Genomic DNA, 19705 nt, shown 5'->3' with positions numbered 1-19705 from the left:
GACTGATATAGCTTCAATTAGCCTAGTGATGTACTAAATATTAATGTTTACCTAAGATACTGCCGTTGTCATCTTTTTTAGATTGTTTAGCGGCTTTTTTCTCTTTTGCCGTTAATAGCGGTTTCTTCTTCACATTCTTCTTACTATCTTGACCTTTACTCATGGTGTTTTCCTCTTGAGATAAGCCGTAATACCTTTAAAGCCAAAATAAACAAGCTTAAAGGTTAGGGTAATACCGATGACGCAAATTGTGCGTACTACAATCAGTATAGACTTAAGGCGTCGTAATAGATAGCGTGAGCACAATTCACCTACGATTGTATTTAACGGAACCTTTTTTTGATACTGCTTTTTAAAATGGTTTTTAATAAATGCATGATAGACGTAATAGATTCATTTAGTCAATATGGCTATTAGTAAGTGCTTACTTACGGAGTCATGATGATTTGCTATAATGAGCCGCAAGCCGATGCGTCGTCGCGGCAAACCTTTATAATATTCATGTTTAGTACAATGAAGCTTACTGTTCTGGTTAATTACTATGCGTATTCGTAAACTGTTCAAATTTGAAAATGCGCATATCGTGCGTAATTGTAGCTCTGAGCGCTGCAAACATTCTATCCACGGTCATAGCTATCAGATTGAATTGATTCTTGAGGCTAAGCGCTTAGACCATGGGCAAATGGTTTATGATTTCGGTCTATTAAAATCGTCTATTAAGGACATTATCGACAGCTTTGATCATGCGATTTGTTTTTGGAATAAAGACGATTCAGAGTATATCGCTGCCTGTAAAAAATTCAGTGCGCGCTGGATAAGTTTGCCGGTATCGCCGTCAGCAGAGCAGTTCTCACGCGTTATCTTCTTTTGGGCGCAAGAAATTCTAAAACAAACCCAAATGCAAAATGGTGAATCTGATGTCAGCGTTTATTCGGTGATTGCTCATGAGACTGCAACCGGTTACGCACAGTGCTTTGCGGAAGATGTAGCCAATGAACAAATGGGTAAGCTTCATCTAGAAGAGTTTGAGTTTAGCGAGCAAGTGAAGGCAGAATGGCATGACCCTGAGCTATATGCCAAACTGATTGCTGGTGAAAGCTTTATCAATCCATCCGTGACTATGCAAGTACAAACGCAAGTACAGATGCAAGTAAAGGAGGGTAAGCCTGATGCCTAATAGTATAAAAGAAGACAAAAATGTGAAAACCTTGACGCTGCATTCTGAAGAAGATACTCAGCGCTTGGCGGTGCAATTGGCGGCGTTACCCTTGTCGGGTAGCGTTTGGTTAGCAGGTGATTTAGGCGCTGGTAAAACGACACTGACGCGCTATTGGTTGCAGGCGCTCGGACATACAGGTGCGGTCAAAAGCCCGACTTATACCTTGGTCGAGCCTTATAGCATTCAGCAAGTCAACGGGTCAATTAAGCCAGTTTATCATGCTGATTTATATCGTCTGCAAGACCCAGAAGAGCTGTCTTTTATCGGTTTCGATGAATATTTTGATGAGCCAAATGCCTTGGTTATTATTGAATGGGCCAGTCGTGCGGACAGCTATTTACCACCGCCGACTTTGTTTATTGATATGACGCAAGCTGATCGCGATGATAATGATAAAGAAGCGCGTCAGGTTGAGCTGCGACTATCGAAGGCTGGTCAAGCGCAGGGCTTAGATTTATCTTCTCTTGAAGTTTAGGTTAAACCGCACTACTGCCTCTGAGGTTTTATAAAAGTATGTCACTCATTAATGCCAGATAATCCCTCCAATAGCCGCATCAAAAAACTATCGCCGCTGCTCATCAATCAATTGGCAGCAGGCGAGGTGGTGACACGCCCAGCCGCTGTGGTTAAAGAGCTGCTTGAAAACGCGATAGACGCTGGTGCGACCAATATTGAGATACGTATTACCCAAGGTGGCATGGGTATGATTGAAGTAGTGGATAACGGCACGGGTATTCATCCTGATGATATGGTCATGGCAATTACTCGCCATGCGACCAGTAAAGTCGCTGATGTGGCTAACCTACATGGTATTACGACATTGGGCTTTCGCGGTGAAGCGTTGGCAGCGACGGCGGCGGTTTCTCGTTTGACCTTAAGCAGTAGTCATGATGACAGTGGTGTTGGTCGTCAATTGCAAGTCGCCGGTGTATTGGACGATGTGCCAAAACTGCTGCCAGTCGTGCATCACCGTGGCACGACCATTATCGTCAAGGATTTATACTTTAATGTGCCAGCACGCCGCGGCAACTTAAAATCTATTGCGACCGAGTTCGGTCATATCGAAACGATTGTCCGCGAAGTGGCTTTGGCGCGCGCAGATGTAGCACTGACGCTGTTTCATGATAATAAGAAGCGATTGTCACTGTCTTCGAGTGCAAGCTCTTCAACAGCAATGTCTGCAAATGATAACGGTAACACCAATAACAGCAACAATAATGCTCATCGTCTGCCTTTATCACGTCTTGAGCAAGCGACTGGGTTACCATTAACGGACAACGCCTTAGAAATATCCATCGACCTTACCAGTTTGATGCAATTGCATAAAGACTATGTGAATAATAACTTTGGTGGTCAGGCGAGCATTAACGGTTGGTTATGGCTTAGCAATGATTCTCAAAGTGCTTTTCCAAAGTTGATTTATGTGAATGGACGACTGGTAAAAGAAGCATTGATTGGCAATCAGCTACGCCAACTTGCCCAAAATGCTCAACTAACTGGTATTGGCTACGCGCTTTATTTTGATCTGCCAACTGAGTGGCTCAATATCAATGTCCATCCGTCTAAACAACGCATTAAAATCAGTCCGCTAAATAACATCATGGCGCATCTCAGTCATGCGATTCAATTAAAGCTTAAAGCGGTCGCTACTAAATATAAACAGACCATTAATTCCGCTCATGATGATACTAGATTATTAGATAATAGCCTATCTATCAATAACGCCTTCGCTGTTGGAAGGCAACAGACGTCATCGGCTATTTATTCAACGAAAAGCCAGCAAGTGCAAGCGCCCAAACAGCCATATCAGTTTTCAGAAAATACCCATACTTCTCAAACCGTAAATACATCGGTTAGTTCTGAAAATATCAGTCAAAATACTAATAACATCTCTAACGATGTAGCAATAAATTCGACATCTCTGCCTTACTGTCTATATGTGATTAACAATTTAAATAAGGTGTTAATCGAATCTGCTAGCACGACATATATCGAAGATAAAGCGCTGCCGTGGTTATTATTTTATTACCATAGCCAATATGTGCTGATTAGTACTGAAGTTTGGCAGTCAAAGATGGGTTTATTGTTTGAGTCACGTGTATTTGGCGATGTAGTATTTAAAAAAGATAAGATATTGCACAGTGCGGCTGCTATTAATCAGCAACTTGCTAGCGTCAGCATGCAAATGTCACCGCAAGACTTAATGATTTTTATAGCAGATATCGAAGCCTTACTTGTTAAACACGCGATCAAGTCTATCGATAGTCATCGATTGGTTACATTAATGCTGTCATCTGCTCCTGAGTGAATCTCTTGATGACTATATTAAGAGAGTATTTAAGAAATATAATAAGCAAGCTTTATCAGTGACATGGCGCAAATTTACTTAGTGCTAATCATATAATACATAAAGGCAATCCTATGCAACTTTCGTCTGATAGCTCATCTTATCGCCTAAATTCCAAGCTAACGGATAATAGCGTGGTGTGTTTGATGGCACCGACTGCGAGTGGCAAGACGGCACTAGCGTATGAGCTATACGATACTGGAAGTTATGAGCTAATTTCGGTCGATTCAGCATTGATATATCGTGATATGAATATCGGTACGGCGAAACCAACAGCTGCAGAGTTGGCGCGCTATCCGCACCATTTGGTTGATATCATTGACCCGATGCAAAGCTATAGCGTCGCTGAATTTGTGCAAGATGTTGCTCGTTTAATTGATAGCTGTCATGAGAAAGGCAAAATACCCTTGCTTGTTGGCGGCACTATGATGTATTACATGGCGCTACTTGATGGGCTATCTCCCGTACCGGATAGTGATGATAGCGTTCGCGCGCGCGTGGAGCGGTGGCGGCAAGAGGAAGGTATTGGTGCGCTCTATGACTATCTCGGTAAGATAGATTCGATTAGCCATGAGCGACTGAACGGCACTGATACTCAGCGTATCACTCGGGCAGTTGAAGTGTATCTGCAAACCAATATACCCATCAGTGACTGGCAGAAAAAGCCCAAGCAAGCCTTGGCTCATAATCCCAATCAGCAATGGCATGCGCTGGCGGTAATGCCTGATCGCCCGTGGTTGCATAAGCGTATCGAGCAACGTTTGGATATTATGTGGCATGACGGGTTGGTGGCGGAAGTGATTGAATTGCTTGAGCAGTACCCACTGACGCCCAATTTACCATCCATGCGCTGCGTCGGTTATCGACAAGTATTAGAATACCTGGTCCATATCAAACATCCGATATTTGAACAAGCGCATCTGGATAAAGCGCAATTTTATGATGCTTTTGGTGAAATAGATGCTTCGATAAGTGGGCAGATAAACCCCGAGCGTGCTGCTCAGCTAACCATTCAATTAACTGAGCACACTAACCAAACGGAGGCGCTTGCTTGTCAGCAAATGCAAAATAAGGCATTATATGCGACAAGGCAGTTAGCAAAGCGTCAATACACGTGGCTGCGCAAAGTGGTGCAGCTCTCAGATTCTGTCACAGTTGCATCAAGCATAACGTCCTCATCTATTTATATGAATCATTCTGCCCCTGATAATATGGTATTACGCTCATTTAGCACGATGGAGCAGGCACGAGATTATTTATATTAACCTTCTCTAAATAGCTCGTGATATAAAAGACTTATAAGTTGTTGCTATAAACGGCTGAAAATTCTTATTTTACAAAATATTAGCAATATAACTTGATTATAAAGCTGTATAGTGGATAAGAAAATATTCACAATTAATTTCAATATACGTAACAGATAACTGTTATAATTTAAACCATAGTAAATTAGTGTGAATTATATTTATACAACTGTTTTTTTTAATGCTTAATAATTAACTTTTGTTGATGAATTAGCTTGCAAAATAAATTGAAAAACAAGTAGTTACTTAATTATTTACAATAATAACGTATTCACGATAAAGTGGAATTACTTAACAAGAATTAGTGCTTATTCAGATACGTTTTATAAATAAAACTTATTATTGTATCTGCCCATAGCCATTATAATTAAAGCGACACCAAGAATAAATGGCACTAAAAATAATTATATAATATTTAGGAGAGATTTCATGTCAAAAGGACAAACTTTACAAGATCCGTTCTTGAATTCGCTGCGCAAAGATCGCATCCCTGTTTCTATTTTTCTAGTCAATGGTATTAAGCTACAAGGTCAAATCGAGTCATTTGACCAGTATGTGGTGTTGCTAAAAAATACCGTTAGCCAAATGGTTTATAAACATGCCATCTCAACAGTAGTGCCAGCGCGCAATCCTAGAAGTAGCACAGCAACTGGTACCAGTACAGCGACGCCAAGTGCTGCACCCGTTGGTTATCAAGGTGGTGGTATGAGTAGTGGCTTTGAGCGCGGTAGTAATCTTGCGAGTACCGGTGGTTTTGAAGAGCGCGGTTTTGCCAATCGTAGTGGTTTTAATCGTGGCGGTTTTAGTCAAGGTCAAGAGCGTGGTTTCGAGCGCGGCAGCTTTACTCAAGGTCAGGAGCGCAGTTTTGAGCGTGGTGGTTTTGGTCAGGATCGTGGTTTTGAGAATCAGTCAGATAATTCGGGTTTTGAGAATAAGCCAAACGATGACTCTGATGATAGCAATCAATAAATAGCTATATATGATCGATTAGAAGTATGTTATTAAAATGTTTTATATCTGATTAAGACCTACTATATTATAGTGGGTTTTTTTTGTATAAATAGACGTATAATTGCCTCTAGCAATGATAAAGTGAGTGCTAAAATTTTGCCACTTCATGATGGTTTATAATTATACTATTAACATAAAGCATCACTGATATAGAGCGTTATCAATATCGTAAATAGTATAGTAAAATATTCCATTGATTCATTGCCCGTTTAGGCTGATGGATTTAGAGTTTCAAGTTGATAAATTTAAAGTTGTTGAATGTAAAGTCACTGAATATCGAGCTGCTGTATGAATAACCCACAACGCAATGTCACTCATGAAAAATTTATTAGTACTGCTATCGAAGCGATTCATACTGAGATGGCGGCACTAGAATTGTTAACTGAGCAAATCGATGATAGGTTTGCTCAAGCCTGCGATATTATCTTAGCCTGTAAAGGACGTGTCGTGGTGACGGGAATGGGGAAGTCAGGACTCATTGGGCGCAAAATAGCGGCAACCTTTGCTTCTACGGGAACGCCAGCATTTTTTATGCATCCCGGTGAAGCAGGGCATGGTGACTTAGGAATGTTGGTACAGGGCGACGTGTTACTTGCCATTTCAAACTCCGGTGAGTCAGATGAGATTAGAATGCTGCTGCCCGTAGTCAAACGCTTGAATATTCCGCTGATTAGTATCAGCCGAGACAAACGCGGTATGCTACCACGAGCGGCGGACATCGTTTTGACGCTTGGTAAATCACAAGAGGCTTGCCCACTTAATCTTGCTCCGACTTCTAGTACCACGGCGACTTTAGCATTAGGCGATGCGTTGGCAGTAGCCTTGGTTCATGCTCGCAACTTCACATCAGAAGACTTTGCGTTATCACATCCTGCTGGCGCGCTAGGAAGACAATTGCTGACGCGTGTTGAAGATTTGATGCATACCAATTCAGAAAACCTACCCCTTATTAATCAACAAGCGCCGCTACAAGACGCGTTATTTACTATGTCAGCTGGGCGTCTAGGTATGACAGTGGTTACTGATGACCAGCAAAAAGTGGTCGGTGTATTTACCGACGGTGATTTGCGCCGCGGCTTAGAAAAAGGCATTGATTTGCAAACACCTATGCGCGAGCTGATGGTGAGCAATCCACGTCGCGTCAGTAAAAGTATGCGCGCTTCCGATGCCCTGAGTGTGATGAATGAAAATGGGATTAGCCAGCTGCTAATCATCGATGAGTCGGAGCGCTTGGAAGCCGTCATCACGGTGCATGATTTATTACAAGCCGGTGTAAAGTAAGTAGTGCATTAACAATTATTGAATGAATAATTATTGTATTAATAAGTACTATATTAATAACTACCATATTAAAAAAGCCTTTAATAAGAGAGCACTGATGCAAGACTTAATTAAAAAAGCCGGACAGGTAAAGTTATTGGTCATGGATGTTGATGGTATTTTATCAAATGGTCAGATTATTTATGATGCCAATGGTATTGAGACCAAGGCCTTTTCAGTACAAGATGGCGTGGGCGTTAAATCGTTGGCACGTTATGGTATTTTGACCGCTATTATTACCGGTCGTAGCAGCCCTATGGTAGACAAGCGTGCTGCTGAGATGGGTGTCAATCATATTGTCCAAGGTCGTGATGACAAGCTAATTGCTCTAAATGAGCTATTAGCTACGCTTGATCCTAATCTCAATATTACCGCTGCCGATTGTGCGTATATGGGCGATGATTTACCCGATATCAAAGCCATGCAAACCGTTGGTTTTGCCGCAACTGTTCCAAACGCACATGCAGAAGTTATAAAGCGCAGCCATATGGTGACCACGCGCGCAGGTGGTACGGGCGCTGTACGTGAAGTATGTGATCTTATTTTAAAGGGTCATGGACACTATCAAGATTTTATTGCCTCTTATACGCTTGATGAAGCCAGAACTCAGGATGATTTGTCGTGAATACTCGTGTTTTAATCGTTCTTGCGTTGATCCTCGCTGTGATTGCTGGCTGGTTTTTTAAGCAGCAAGGAGAGATTACGCCACCGGTCAGTATTGGAGCGAGTGATGTTGATTATGAAGCAACCGACATTAAAGCGGTGCAGACCAACGATGAGGGAAAAACAGAGTACGAACTTAGTGCTGAATCCTTGACTCATAATCCTGTGACCAATAAGGATGAGATGAAAGGCATTACGATGAATTGGGAGCCTTCAGATGAGCAGCGCTATCGCATTGAAGCGGGTAGTGCCGCGATCAGTCAGCAGACGGGCGACATGAGCTTATCAGGTGGTTTTTCCTTAGTCAGTGAAGGTAAGGCAGGTACGTCTGATGTTGAACCTATCAAAGTGACCGGTGCCACACTAAAAGGTAATACCAAGTCAGGTCAAGTTTATAGTGATGAGCCAGTAAAAGTTGAGCAAGGGATGAATCGCTTTGAGGCATCAAGCATGAAAGCCAATCTTGAAACTGGTGACTATGAATTTGGCAAGGTTGCCGTTGCTTTTACGCCTGCGAAACGCCAAGACAAAGCCCTATTTTAAAATCTTTAGTAATAACTTAAGTTTCAAATTAATGTCAGATGTAGCTTTAATATTGTCCACATTGCCCAATTATTTTAGACCTTACATTGATATTACATGCTTATTAACAGCAGCACCTAGCAGGAAGTTTGCAAACTCTACTACCTATAATGATACGAGTAACTTTTATGAAATCCACTTTTTTGCCTACTTTACGCTTGCTATCGACGCGCTCTATCCAAGTATCAAAGGGATTGCGCACGCTGCCGATGGTGATGCTGTTAGCCTTGCCGTTATACAGCCATGCTTTGCCATCAGATGCCAATCAAGAAATCAAATTATTAGCCGATAAAGCCACTTATAGCGAACGCACAGGAGTTACCAGTTATTCGGGTACGGTAGTGATTACCCAAGGAACGTTCAAGATGACCGCTGATAATATTACGGTCAATCTATCACAGGGTCGCAGTATCAATTCGGCCGTCGCAACGGGTCGTCCAGCCACCATGCAGCAAGTCGTTACGCAAGAAAAAGGCTTGGCAAAAGGTCAGGCGAATAAAATCGACTATAATGCGGTCACAGGTATTGTTACGCTTACAGGCAATGCAAAACTGGTACAAAATGGCGCCAGTTTTGCCGGTAATGTCATTCGTTATAGCTTAAAAGCAGGCGATGTAGAAGCAACCGCAGGTGGCAATCAACGTGTTGAGTTGGTTTTCCCGCCTAATAACAGTACCAATCAAAGCAGTATACGTTAAACGATTGTACTGATTAATGTATTAAATGATAATTGATTGGATGGTTAATAAAGCTGAATGCATTAAAATCGTTAAACCTTTAAACCCCTAAGCCGTCCGTATTTACGCTATCCATATTAGCGCTTGAGTGTTGCAACTTTACAAGTAAGTGATGAGTAAGTTATGAGTGATATTAAAAATAATGTTGTTAGTAGCAATGAGCTTAATAATGACTCTATAGCGTCAGCGAATAGCTCTGAACCTGTCGCCTGTTTAACGATGCAAAACTTAGGCAAGCGTTATGGTAAACGCTGGGTAGTAAAAGATGTGTCATTCTCTGTTGAACAAGGACAAGTCGTCGGACTACTAGGTCCAAACGGTGCGGGCAAAACCACCAGTTTTTATATGGTGGTAGGATTGGTCAACATGGATAAAGGCCGTGTCACCTTAGGAAAAATGGACTTATCAAAATATGCCATGCATGAGCGTGCGCGCGCCGGCATTGGCTATTTGCCGCAAGAAGCGTCTATTTTTCGTAAATTATCCATTGAAGACAATATCTTAGCTATTCTGCAAACTCGTAAAGAATTGAGCGCCTCTGAGCAGAGGCAAGAGCTTGAAAAATTGATCGGTGAGTTCCATTTAGAACATGTACGCAAATCACTGGGCATGAGTGTCTCAGGCGGTGAACGTCGCCGCTGTGAGATTGCTCGCGCTTTGGCTGCTGACCCTAAATTTATCTTATTGGATGAGCCTTTTGCTGGTGTTGATCCTATCTCTGTAAGTGATATTAAAGACGTTATTTTAACGTTAAAAAATCGTGGTATTGGAGTGTTAATCACTGACCATAACGTGCGAGATACTTTAGCGATTTGTGAAAAAGCCTATATCGTTTCAGAAGGCGCTATCATCGCTGAAGGGACATCGTGCGAAGTATTAGAAAATGAATTGGTAAAATCTGTTTACCTTGGTAAAGATTTTCAGGTATAAAAAATCCCATGTCTTAACTAATATAATTTTCTAAAACCTTATATATATTTTTAGTCAAATATTTCGTTAGCAGGGAGGTTGTAACTTAATATTTGGCGATGGCTTTTTTATAATAGCAGTCTTTGCAAGCACAGTCCTCTATAAATTACCGCCTGATTCTACAGGCTGTTATATCATCTCTATCACTCTTGTATTGAAGCTCTTACAGAGCTTCATAAAATTCTATTTATTCCTCTCTATTTATTACTTTCGATTGACCAGCTGAATAAGGTTCATACGTTATGGCAAAAAATAAAAGCAGTTATGTTTGTCAGCATTGCGGTGCGCATTTCGGTAAGTGGGCAGGACAGTGTACAGATTGCGGCGAATGGAATAGCTTGGTTGAAGCACCAAACGTCAGTATGCCGCATCATAACAAAAACATGGCCAAACCCAATCCTAGCCGCGCCGTTTCTCGTAGCGACGGTGCGCCCGTTGGAAACTACTCTGGCACACATAGTGCGGTCATGCCACTCAATGCCGTAAGCGTCGGTTTAGATACGCGCTTACCGACCGGTATCAGTGAGTTTGATCGGGTGTTGGGTGGCGGATTGGTTGCCGGTTCCGTCGTTTTGATAGGCGGTGACCCAGGCATCGGTAAGTCGACGATTTTGCTGCAAACCGCGACCAATATGGCAAAGGCTGATTCATTGGCAGGTAGCGCTCTGTATGTGACAGGTGAGGAATCATTGGCACAGGTGGCTATGCGTGCCAAACGCTTAGATTTGCCGGCTGATAGGTTGCGTGTACTTGCTGAAACCAATGTTGAAACGATCTGTGCGGCGTTGACGCAAGAACAACCAGCGATTGCCATTATTGATTCTATTCAGACGATTTATACCGATGCAATAAATTCAGCGCCGGGCGGCGTCAGTCAGATTCGCGAGTCGGCGGCCATTTTAACCCGCTATGCTAAGCAAACTGGTACGGCATTATTCTTAGTGGGACATGTGACCAAAGAAGGTACGCTTGCTGGTCCGCGTGTGCTTGAGCATATGGTTGATACGGTTTTATATTTTGAAGGTCAATCTGATTCACGTTTTCGTATGATACGCGCGGTCAAAAACCGTTTTGGCGCGGTCAATGAGTTAGGGATTTTTGGCATGACTGATATGGGGCTGAAAGAAGTTGCCAATCCGTCAGCGATATTTCTAAGCCGTTATGACAAGCCGGTGGCTGGCTCTGTGGTGATGGTGAGCCGTGAAGGTACCAGACCGCTATTGGTCGAAGTACAAGCATTGGTTGATGATTCGCAAGGCTCACCGAGACGCATGGCGTTGGGATTGGACTTTCAGCGACTATCGATGTTGCTGGCTGTCATGCATCGTCATGGCGGTATCCATACTAGCGGACAAGATGTTTATGTCAACGTTGTTGGTGGCGTGAAAGTGATCGAAACTGGGTCTGATTTGGCGGTGCTGTTGGCATGTGCCTCTAGTATCAAAGAGAAACCGTTGCCGTCATCACTGGCGGTATTTGGTGAAGTCGGTTTGTCTGGTGAGATTCGCCCAGTACCCAATGGTCAAGAACGCTTAAAAGAAGCGATGAAACATGGTTTTAAACACGCGATTATCCCTAAAGCCAATGCGCCTGCCAAAGATGCGCCGCAGTTTAAAGGCATCAATGTGATTGCAGTAGAACGCTTAGACGATGCTATTGAAAGGGCATTTGAGCTATAAGTGTCATTGAGTAATTATCTATCATATTATTGTGTGATACTAAATCCTTTGCTATCTTATATTAAAGAGATGGCGATCGGCTGATTGTGTCTTGCTTAATAAGACTTATAAATATATTAAATAGCCACTATTTCCTATTCAATCCTTATGCCACTTTTCCATATAATTAATAGCCATCGTATTTATAGCCTGCCAGTCAGCTAAATGTTTTTTTGAAAACTGAACTCTTACATAGTTATTATATTCAGGATTCATATACTCCATTTGGCATATTCTATCTTGATCCTCATTAACTGTAGGCATACAGCGAATCATAATAGGTGATTTTAGATCGATATTTCCTATGTATAGTCAGTCTTTTATAAATAAGATACAATCGTTTTAAAACAAGCGAAATGGTATAAGAATATATGACCTATTCAGCAGACTTCCGAGCGCAAGTGATCAAAAGTGTTAAAAATAAAGACATGAGTATTCGTGAAGCGTGTACTTTCTATAATATTAGTAAAACCGCATTACAGCGCTGGCTGAAAAACTCAAGTATCAAACAAACTCGGAATAAGCCACCCAGTAAAATACCAAACGACACGCTATTAAAAGATGTTGAGCAGCATCCAGACGATTATATGTACGAGCGAGCACAGCGTTTAAGTTGTAGCAAGTCAGGTATAGAAGCTGCCTTAAAACGCCTTGGTATCAGCCAAAAAAAAGACCTTAGAGCATCCAAAAGCGTGTCCGATAAAAAGAGCGATATATCAGAGTAAGCTTAATCGTTTTATGCAGCAAGGCTATCCCATTGTTTTTATGGATGAAAGTGGCTTTGAAGCTGAAACCATTCGTCCTTATGGCTATGCGCCCATCGGAACGCCTTGTATTGATAGCTACAACTGGCAGGCAAAAAAGCGTACTAATGTCATCGGTGCTTTGTATGAAAAAATGCTGTTTGCGCTTGATTACTTTGAGCAGAATATTAATGGTGACATATTCTAACACTGGTGCAAGTTCACGCTGATCCCAAGCCTTAAAACCAAATGTGTGATTGTGATGGATAATGCTCGATTTCACAAAAACAAACGCATTCAAAAATTACTGAACAGACATGGCCATCGTATTCTATGGCTACCACCCCACAGTCCTGATCTTAATCCCATCGAGAAAAAATGGGCACAGGCTAAGTTTCTACGCCAAGGATGGATGGAGAATAATCTGCCTAAACTGTTTCGTAATATGGGATGTATCTCTTTTATTATGGACTGACTATATCAAATAAACATTCATTAATATTGTGGCAGCTGTTGCTAAGAAAGACTATAAGGTTTGGCGGCAGCAAGATATTAATAAAGTAGATTATGAGTGGCTTAAGATTACCGTCCGTATTCTTAATACAAGCTATCGCTATTTAGGTATCCTAAAATGCTCGAGCTACATGATAGGCTTAATGTGTAAAACCCTAAAAGACTTAGCTAATTCAGTAGACAGTTTCCAAGAATATAGTTACTCAACCGTTAGTATAATCATCTCTCATATAATTAAGTCATTTCAAGGGAAATAGGAATGAAACAGAAACATATTAAAGAGAATGAAAGTAATTTAGACTTTTCAGAAAATGTGAAAGTGAGCCAGGAAGAGATCGCCAAGCGGCGCATTCTTCACAAGCACGTTCTCGGTAGTATTGGAGTTGGCGATAGCCCGATTAATCCAAAAACTCGTCATATATTTAATGACTTTGTTGAAGGAAGGACTGCCACTATTGCAGAAGCAAAAGAAAAACTAATCAAGTATTACTCACAAATTGTAAATGAGTAAATGAGTGAGAATTGAGCTATGCTGAAGAAAGCCTAGAAAAGTATTTGGTAAATCAAATACTTATATCACCTAAAATAAAAGCCATCAATAATATTTGAACATCAATATGATAGCTAATTACTAAACATTGGGCTCAATAGGTTAGATTAACTAAACCAGTATGATAGGTAATTACTCAGTAATAATAAGATTTTGAGCACAAAGCTTCTAATACTAATAGTTAAGCGTTAAACAATAAAAAGCGCCTAACTGATTAAAAGTTAGGCGCTTTTTTATTTACCTATAAAATACGGCTTTAAAGACTTGTTGTCTTTATAAGACGAAACCGTTAAAGGCTTAAAACGCTATTGTTCTAAGACGTTAATGGTTTATGAAGATGGGCCTGAAACACGCTCAATAGCGACGTTACCCACACCTTTAGCCGTAATACCAAGTTGCTTGGCAGCACCATATGATAAATCCATGACACGGTTACCATGGAATGGACCACGATCATTAACTTTAACCACAACACTTTTGCCATTGGTTTTATTGGTGACTTTAACGTAGCAGTTCAGTGGCAGTGAACGGTGAGCGGCAGTTAGGCCGTTCATATCGAAGGTTTCACCACTAGCGGTTTTGCGACCATGAAACTGACGACCATACCAAGAGGCTAGGCCCGTTTGCTTGAATTTGCTCACAGAGTTAGATGCAACCGCTGTTAGGCGTTCTAGAACATCTTCATCATTAGATACTTGTGCTGTGTCACTGGCTAACAGTGAGCTGCTCAGCGCCAATGAAGTAGGTTGGCGGGCAGACTTAACTAAGCTTGATGCGCCGTTATGTTGGCGACTAAGTTCACCGAGTACACGGTCGATATGGGAGGCGTTATCTTGCGAGACCATTGCAAGGGAGGTTTTTGATTCTACAGCATTTGCATTAGAAGCGATTGCAGAGCCAGCAAATAAAACTGCCGACATTGTAAGTAAACCAGATAAACGCTTATTCATAAATACCTCTATAGCTTATACCTTAAAACTTAACTCTAAAATCTCTTAGAGGGAGCGAGACAGCGTTAGACCAATCTAACCGTGTCGCAAACTCGAAAGCCTCTATATTATCTGACGTTCTCATAATGATGATAATAAATGCGGGCTTTTATAAGCTTTAACGTATGGTAATTTTCATTTCATCATCATAAGTGATGAGGCGTTTATCGTTTATATACGACTGACCAAACATACTTATGACACGCTCAAATGATAGTTAACAATCGTTATTAAAAACGAATCAACCACTAAAATGGGTACTGCTATCCGATAAACGAACCTTCTTACATTGCTAAGTCATATTGCTAAATTAATAAAGGGTTTAAAGAGTATTGCGTATTTCTTTGTTATTAAACCGTTAATTAAGTAGTGACTTTGAAAGTCCGAAATCTACAAGCTGCTAACTATACGGATGAGCTACAACTGCAATATAATTGAATGATAACTTTCTTAGTAGCTATGTACGGGTTATGTATCATAGTGACAGTAAAACGAGGTTAACGCAATTAATTGTAAAAAACAAGGAATAAAACCTGTCGGTATTAGTTGATTACTGACAGGTTTTTTTAGTAAAAAATGAAGGGTTTATTGATGTTATTGCATTTAAAAACAAAGACTTATCTATTTGGATAAATAGTATAAGTTAGGATTTTTATGATAATTTATGTAGAATTGTTTACAAATAAAACCTGATTAAAACAGCATGAATTGACTTAACTTCAACTATTTCGTTATTACATTGGATTACTTAGCACTGCGAATTTTGCTTAGATTCGCTTACCAATTTGTTAATGTATCATTTTGTCGGTGTCTATATTAGAAGTTTATTTAGTGGTTTTAAACTGAGTTTAAGGCTGACTACTAAGCTTGAAAACTGAGCTTTAAAATTGTGCTAAATAACCTTGTTTAAGAATGATGCAAAAAAAATTAGCTAGATTTATGGGTATGAATCGACATCAATAATCCAAATCCCGCCATTAGGGTAACAATAGCAGTACCACCGTAACTGATAAAAGGTAATGGCACGCCAACAACAGGTAAGATGCCGCCGACCATACCGACATTGACGAAAACATAAACGAAAAACGACATGGCAATCGCACCTGCTAGTAGTCGGCTATAAGTATCAGGGTGACTAAAAGCGATATACAAAGCACGCGTGAGCACGCAGGCATAAATAAACATCAGCAGTATCATACCGAGTAAGCCAAACTCTTCAGAGAATGCCGCAACAATAAAGTCAGTATGACCTTCTGGTAAAAAGTGCAGATGAGATTGCGTGCCTTCTAGATAGCCTTTACCGGTCAGACCGCCAGCACCGATAGCGGTCTTAGACTGAATGATATTCCAACCAGCCCCTTGGACGTCAGCTTCAGGATTAAATAGAGTTAAGACGCGTGTACGTTGGTAATCGTGTAATAAAAAGTTCCAAGCGAAAGCGATAAGTGGTACTGCCAAAGCCGCTGCACTAGCAATTAAACGCCATGATAATCCAGCCAAAAACAACACAAAGATACCACTGGCAGCAACCAGTAATGAAGTACCAAGGTCAGGCTCTTTAGCAATTAACAATACTGGCACCACGATTAAGGCTAAAGTGATGGCGATACTGGATAATGAGGGTGGTAAATCACGTTTGGATAAAAACCATGCACACATCATTGGCATGCCAAGTTTCATAAACTCTGAAGGCTGGACACTACCAAATCCCGGTAAGTTAATCCAGCGCTGTGCACCCATACGTACCTCGCCAATGATGTCGACCAAGACCAATAATATCAGCCCTAATACGTAAAATATGGGCGTAAAGGTACGATAAATAGTAGGCGGTATCTGTGCCATGATAAACATCACTGTAAACGCTACGCCATAACTGACCATTTGGCGTATGACCATATCGCTATCTTGGCTTGCCGCACTGTATAAAATAGTCAAACCGATACAGCAAACCGTTAATAACAATAAGGTTAACCATGGGTCGATATGAATGCGTTGCCACAAAGTCGGCGCATGAGCTTGACCAAAATGATGGCTCTGACGGGAAAAACGGTATTGCGGGTTAGAAGACATAGGCAAAATGTGACTGGCAATTGGCGTGAAAGAAAAGTCTGGTTTGACAGCTGTCAAGTCAGCAAGCGACGATTATAAGGCGTTCATTCAACGAGATAATAGCGAATAAAGTAACTTACGAGTAATAAAGTAACGTCAATATAAAAATTATGAGGATAAGTGTTAATAACGAATAGGTGACCGCTGATTCGCTGCGATAGTTTAGCCTGCTTGCTTAAAATTTGATAGTATCGATAAAACGTTTTTAGCGGTAGTTTCTTGTAATGATAAAGACAAAAAAATCTGTTTATAGGCAAATGCATAAATCTGTTATCGCTCTGTGCATTTGTGCCAGTAGCATCTCTGCTTCTGCCGCTATCATAAGTGATAATAGTGAGCGCCGTATCCAAATCCGTCACGGCAGTAGTGCTACTGATAGCACCTCTAATGCTTATATCACGCCTGCTAGAAATTATGGTAGCCAAAGCAATAGTTATAGTGGCGGCGCCACTATACTCAGCGATGGCAGAAGTGGGTCAAATGGCCTAGGCGGCGATAGTATGCAAGGCCTCATTCAACAAAAACAGCGTGAATTTAATTTTGATAGTGGCTTATCGATAGAAGAGAGCAAGCGCGTCATTACCAATAAAGTGACGCCACGTTATAACACCACTTATAACACTGGTAATAATAACTTCGGAAACAGTAATTATAACGATTTTACCAGTATGGACTTTAATACTTGGCTAAATAGTAATAGCTACCGCGCCGGACAAGTGGCCAATTATCAACGCTATTTAAGCTCACGAGTCGGAGCACAAAACGTACCGCCTTTATCACAGCTGCTAACCACCGCCCGTAGTTGGGATAAATGTGGCTATGAGCCTTATCAGCTACCGCCGCAGGAGCTATGGGCGAATATTGTGCCGACCTTGCAGCTTTATAGTCAGCTCAAAAATCAAGGTATCTTGCCTCCTAATACTGAGATACGTTCAGTATATCGCAGCCCAGGACTAAATGACTGCGCAGGCGGCGCAAACGCCAGTAAGCACATGACCGCAGGCGCTATGGATATCTGGGTGCCTGAATATGAAGGCAATCAATGGCAGCTTAGTAGCATGCAAGACCGTTTATGCGAGTTTTGGCAATATCAGGGTCAATCGAATAGCTTTGGGTTAGGGCTATATTCTACCGGTGCTATTCATCTTGATACCGATGGTTATCGCAAATGGGGCTTTAATCATGCCAGTAGTAGCTCCGCTTGCCGTTATTAAATAATATGTCGCTAAAGACTGTGTCTTCAATTAAAAAAAGCTCAACCAATAAATATTACTGGTTGAGCTTTTTTATCGACCTATTTTTTTTAACATCTGTAAAAAATATGCCATCAAGTTTATTTCTTCTTCTTAGATTTCTTTTCATCCCAAGGATCAACCTCACCGACGGTAACGATTAAAAAATCATCAGGCTTTAGGGTGTCGCGCAGAGTTTGGTTGACCTCTGATAGTTTGACCTGTTCGATACGCTTGACATAATTGGTCAGGTAGCTATTAGGCAGCTGATAAAAATTCATCATGCCAAGTAAACTGTTGATTCCCGCGTTACTGGCAAAACCCATCGGAAAGCTGTTTTTTAAACTGTCTGTGGTCAATCTCATCTCATCGCTGGTGATACCTTTGTCTAAGGTCTCGTTAATCACATCTAGGCTGGCATCAATCGCCGCGCGCGCTTTATCATTACGGGTTGAAAAACCAATCTGATAAGGTCCGCGCGCCAGCATCGGGTTCATCGAGCCTGAGATACCATAAGTATAACCAAGGTTTTGCCTGACTTCCGTCATCAAGCGCGCATTAAAATCGCCCCCTGCTAGCACTTCATTGCCGACAGCAAAGTTGGTTTGCTTTTGCTGCGCTTGGGGATCAGTGGCGCGCTTGTCGCCCAATTGACCCATTAATACCGTGGTTTGAGTACTAGGAAACGGTATATGGATATGCTGAGATTGGGTTAATGGCTTTGGCTCGGGTAGGGTAGCCGCTGCTTGACCAGCTGGCAGGTCTGCCGTTATTTCTTCCGCCAAATTTTTCGCTTGTGCTAACGTCAAATTACCAGTCATGGCAAGCGACGCATTGGCAGCGACTAAATAGCGGTTTTTGAAATCTATTAGCTGTTGTCTTTTAATATTAGGAACCGTTTCAAGCGTGCCAACCGATGGATGGGCATAAGGATGGTCGCCATAAAGTGCTTTGCTAAAGGCAATGCTAGCAAGACTACCCGGGTCTTGTTTTTGCTGTTGTAACCCGACCAGTAAGCGTGCTTTATTACGGGCTAAGATTTGTTCATCAAAGCTCGGTTCAGTAAGCATTTGCGTCATTAAGTGAACGGCAGGCAGTAGATGTTTATCATCAGATAAGCTGCGCAACGAGACAGTAAACATGTCTTTATAAGCACTGCTACTTAGATTAATGCCCAAGGTTTCGACCGCCCGCGTGAACGCGTTTTCATCTAAGCGTTTGGACCCTTGTTCAAGCATCGTTGCGGTCATATTGGCAATACCAAAACCTGATTTACTGATACTGCCATCACGTGCGCTACCGGCATTAAAGCGCAAGTCAATATCAACGATGGGCAAGGTGGTGGTCGGCAAAAAAAGCACAGGAATACCGGCTTTGGTGTTAAATGTCTGAATCTTTGGGACAGTGACTGTTAAAGGTTTGGCATTATCAAGGCTACTAAGCTTAGCTAGAGCGGCAATAGGCGCGCTAGTATCGACTGCGGCAGCCGGCGTGCGAGCATCTTCGCCACCCGCCATATCGGCCTGCGCTATGGTGGTCAATGTCATCATCCCAAAGAATATACCGGCACTCAGATAAGGGAGCTGCTTAACATTAGATGATAATTTGGTTTTTTTGAGAAAAGGTATTTGAGTCATGTCTTTCTTCTTATTAATAAGGTCATAAGTATTGGTTTTTTGCCAAGATAATTGCATAGCCT

General features: G+C 41.6%; 19 protein-coding genes and 1 pseudogene. 15 read left to right on the top strand and 5 right to left on the bottom strand.

Annotated elements, in window-relative coordinates; all coding sequences use genetic code 11:
- Nucleotides 1-40: 40 nt before the first annotated feature.
- A complete protein-coding gene (locus AC2FA3_RS03505; protein ID WP_020443648.1) occupies nt 41-163 on the bottom strand; it encodes a hypothetical protein in 123 nt (40 codons plus the stop codon).
- A gap of 378 nt (nt 164-541) precedes the next feature.
- Between AC2FA3_RS03505 and AC2FA3_RS03500 the strand changes: the two genes are divergently transcribed.
- The 11 genes from AC2FA3_RS03500 (at nt 542) to radA (ending at nt 11831) form a co-directional block, all read left to right on the top strand.
- Nucleotides 542-1177, top strand: a complete 636-nt coding sequence (locus AC2FA3_RS03500; RefSeq protein WP_490508332.1) for a 6-pyruvoyl trahydropterin synthase family protein — start codon at nt 542-544, stop codon at nt 1175-1177.
- Nucleotides 1170-1694: a tRNA (adenosine(37)-N6)-threonylcarbamoyltransferase complex ATPase subunit type 1 TsaE gene (gene tsaE / locus AC2FA3_RS03495; protein ID WP_490508331.1), complete on the top strand. Its 525-nt coding sequence runs from the start codon at nt 1170-1172 to the stop codon at nt 1692-1694. The genes AC2FA3_RS03500 and tsaE overlap by 8 nt, the downstream gene beginning before the upstream one ends.
- Nucleotides 1695-1745: 51 nt before the next feature.
- Nucleotides 1746-3527, top strand: coding sequence for a DNA mismatch repair endonuclease MutL (mutL, locus tag AC2FA3_RS03490; protein ID WP_490508330.1), 1782 nt, complete (start codon nt 1746-1748; stop codon nt 3525-3527).
- Between the two features lie 113 nt (nt 3528-3640).
- Nucleotides 3641-4831 (top strand): tRNA (adenosine(37)-N6)-dimethylallyltransferase MiaA, encoded by a 1191-nt coding sequence (gene miaA, locus AC2FA3_RS03485; protein ID WP_490508329.1) that lies wholly within the window; start codon nt 3641-3643, stop codon nt 4829-4831.
- Nucleotides 4832-5299: 468 nt separating this feature from the next.
- Complete coding sequence (gene hfq, locus AC2FA3_RS03480) at nt 5300-5839, top strand: RNA chaperone Hfq (protein ID WP_490508328.1); 540 nt, start codon at nt 5300-5302, stop codon at nt 5837-5839.
- Between the two features lie 330 nt (nt 5840-6169).
- A complete protein-coding gene (locus AC2FA3_RS03475) occupies nt 6170-7162 on the top strand; it encodes a KpsF/GutQ family sugar-phosphate isomerase (RefSeq protein WP_490508327.1) in 993 nt (330 codons plus the stop codon).
- A gap of 97 nt (nt 7163-7259) precedes the next feature.
- Nucleotides 7260-7826 carry a KdsC family phosphatase gene (locus tag AC2FA3_RS03470; RefSeq protein WP_490508326.1) on the top strand — a complete coding sequence of 189 codons (567 nt, stop codon included), beginning with the start codon at nt 7260-7262 and terminating at the stop codon, nt 7824-7826.
- Nucleotides 7823-8407 carry an LPS export ABC transporter periplasmic protein LptC gene (gene lptC / locus AC2FA3_RS03465; RefSeq protein WP_201544184.1) on the top strand — a complete coding sequence of 195 codons (585 nt, stop codon included), beginning with the start codon at nt 7823-7825 and terminating at the stop codon, nt 8405-8407. Before AC2FA3_RS03470 ends, lptC begins: the two co-directional genes overlap by 4 nt.
- A gap of 167 nt (nt 8408-8574) precedes the next feature.
- Nucleotides 8575-9144: a lipopolysaccharide transport periplasmic protein LptA gene (gene lptA, locus AC2FA3_RS03460; protein WP_490508325.1), complete on the top strand. Its 570-nt coding sequence runs from the start codon at nt 8575-8577 to the stop codon at nt 9142-9144.
- A gap of 162 nt (nt 9145-9306) precedes the next feature.
- Nucleotides 9307-10113, top strand: a complete 807-nt coding sequence (gene lptB, locus AC2FA3_RS03455) for an LPS export ABC transporter ATP-binding protein (RefSeq protein WP_490508324.1) — start codon at nt 9307-9309, stop codon at nt 10111-10113.
- A gap of 281 nt (nt 10114-10394) precedes the next feature.
- Nucleotides 10395-11831, top strand: coding sequence for a DNA repair protein RadA (gene radA, locus AC2FA3_RS03450; RefSeq protein WP_201544186.1), 1437 nt, complete (start codon nt 10395-10397; stop codon nt 11829-11831).
- Between the two features lie 138 nt (nt 11832-11969).
- On the opposite strand, the gene AC2FA3_RS03445 is transcribed toward radA, so the two are convergent.
- Complete coding sequence (locus tag AC2FA3_RS03445) at nt 11970-12134, bottom strand: hypothetical protein (RefSeq protein ID WP_490508323.1); 165 nt, start codon at nt 12132-12134, stop codon at nt 11970-11972.
- Between the two features lie 107 nt (nt 12135-12241).
- Between AC2FA3_RS03445 and AC2FA3_RS03440 the strand changes: the two genes are divergently transcribed.
- The 3 genes and pseudogenes from AC2FA3_RS03440 to AC2FA3_RS03430 all read left to right on the top strand — a co-directional run bounded on the left by AC2FA3_RS03440 (nt 12242) and on the right by AC2FA3_RS03430 (nt 13637).
- A complete protein-coding gene (locus AC2FA3_RS03440) occupies nt 12242-12595 on the top strand; it encodes an IS630 transposase-related protein (protein WP_490508322.1) in 354 nt (117 codons plus the stop codon).
- Nucleotides 12596-12608: 13 nt separating this feature from the next.
- Nucleotides 12609-13088, top strand: a pseudogene (locus tag AC2FA3_RS03435) (IS630 family transposase).
- 297 nt (nt 13089-13385) lie between these two features.
- On the top strand, nt 13386-13637 hold the full coding sequence (locus AC2FA3_RS03430; protein ID WP_490508321.1) for a hypothetical protein: 252 nt from the start codon (nt 13386-13388) through the stop codon (nt 13635-13637).
- Between the two features lie 368 nt (nt 13638-14005).
- On the opposite strand, the gene AC2FA3_RS03425 is transcribed toward AC2FA3_RS03430, so the two are convergent.
- Nucleotides 14006-14626 (bottom strand): septal ring lytic transglycosylase RlpA family protein, encoded by a 621-nt coding sequence (locus tag AC2FA3_RS03425; RefSeq protein WP_201544192.1) that lies wholly within the window; start codon nt 14624-14626, stop codon nt 14006-14008.
- 966 nt (nt 14627-15592) lie between these two features.
- Complete coding sequence (gene rodA / locus AC2FA3_RS03420; RefSeq protein ID WP_490508320.1) at nt 15593-16735, bottom strand: rod shape-determining protein RodA; 1143 nt, start codon at nt 16733-16735, stop codon at nt 15593-15595.
- A gap of 296 nt (nt 16736-17031) precedes the next feature.
- Here rodA and AC2FA3_RS03415 point away from each other — a divergent pair, with 296 nt between their 5' ends.
- The gene (locus AC2FA3_RS03415; protein WP_490508319.1) at nt 17032-17988 is read left to right on the top strand and encodes a D-Ala-D-Ala carboxypeptidase family metallohydrolase; all 957 of its coding nucleotides are present in this window, start codon (nt 17032-17034) and stop codon (nt 17986-17988) included.
- A 119-nt stretch (nt 17989-18107) separates the two neighbouring features.
- On the opposite strand, the gene AC2FA3_RS03410 is transcribed toward AC2FA3_RS03415, so the two are convergent.
- Nucleotides 18108-19700 (bottom strand): M16 family metallopeptidase, encoded by a 1593-nt coding sequence (locus AC2FA3_RS03410; RefSeq protein WP_490508318.1) that lies wholly within the window; start codon nt 19698-19700, stop codon nt 18108-18110.
- Nucleotides 19701-19705: the final 5 nt, after the last annotated feature.

This window comes from Janibacter sp. CoH_79_TC_3 (assembly GCF_058197955.1).
Note: the sequence above shows the minus strand (reverse complement) of the source record. Positions and strands in the feature narration are given on the sequence as shown.

Excerpts from the sequence above, each read along its gene's own strand:
- AC2FA3_RS03470 (WP_490508326.1), top strand. The coding sequence starts at position 7,260 with ATGCAAGACTTAATTAAAAAAGCCGGACAGGTAAAGTTATTGGTCATG.
- AC2FA3_RS03505 (WP_020443648.1), bottom strand. The coding sequence starts at position 163 with ATGAGTAAAGGTCAAGATAGTAAGAAGAATGTGAAGAAGAAACCGCTA.
- mutL (WP_490508330.1), top strand. The coding sequence starts at position 1,746 with ATGCCAGATAATCCCTCCAATAGCCGCATCAAAAAACTATCGCCGCTG.
- tsaE (WP_490508331.1), top strand. The coding sequence starts at position 1,170 with ATGCCTAATAGTATAAAAGAAGACAAAAATGTGAAAACCTTGACGCTG.
- AC2FA3_RS03445 (WP_490508323.1), bottom strand. The coding sequence starts at position 12,134 with ATGCCTACAGTTAATGAGGATCAAGATAGAATATGCCAAATGGAGTAT.
- rodA (WP_490508320.1), bottom strand. The coding sequence starts at position 16,735 with ATGTCTTCTAACCCGCAATACCGTTTTTCCCGTCAGAGCCATCATTTT.
- AC2FA3_RS03475 (WP_490508327.1), top strand. The coding sequence starts at position 6,170 with ATGAATAACCCACAACGCAATGTCACTCATGAAAAATTTATTAGTACT.
- miaA (WP_490508329.1), top strand. The coding sequence starts at position 3,641 with ATGCAACTTTCGTCTGATAGCTCATCTTATCGCCTAAATTCCAAGCTA.
- AC2FA3_RS03425 (WP_201544192.1), bottom strand. The coding sequence starts at position 14,626 with ATGAATAAGCGTTTATCTGGTTTACTTACAATGTCGGCAGTTTTATTT.
- hfq (WP_490508328.1), top strand. The coding sequence starts at position 5,300 with ATGTCAAAAGGACAAACTTTACAAGATCCGTTCTTGAATTCGCTGCGC.
- AC2FA3_RS03430 (WP_490508321.1), top strand. The coding sequence starts at position 13,386 with ATGAAACAGAAACATATTAAAGAGAATGAAAGTAATTTAGACTTTTCA.
- lptB (WP_490508324.1), top strand. The coding sequence starts at position 9,307 with ATGAGTGATATTAAAAATAATGTTGTTAGTAGCAATGAGCTTAATAAT.
- radA (WP_201544186.1), top strand. The coding sequence starts at position 10,395 with ATGGCAAAAAATAAAAGCAGTTATGTTTGTCAGCATTGCGGTGCGCAT.
- AC2FA3_RS03410 (WP_490508318.1), bottom strand. The coding sequence starts at position 19,700 with ATGCAATTATCTTGGCAAAAAACCAATACTTATGACCTTATTAATAAG.
- AC2FA3_RS03440 (WP_490508322.1), top strand. The coding sequence starts at position 12,242 with ATGACCTATTCAGCAGACTTCCGAGCGCAAGTGATCAAAAGTGTTAAA.
- lptA (WP_490508325.1), top strand. The coding sequence starts at position 8,575 with ATGAAATCCACTTTTTTGCCTACTTTACGCTTGCTATCGACGCGCTCT.
- AC2FA3_RS03500 (WP_490508332.1), top strand. The coding sequence starts at position 542 with ATGCGTATTCGTAAACTGTTCAAATTTGAAAATGCGCATATCGTGCGT.
- AC2FA3_RS03415 (WP_490508319.1), top strand. The coding sequence starts at position 17,032 with ATGCATAAATCTGTTATCGCTCTGTGCATTTGTGCCAGTAGCATCTCT.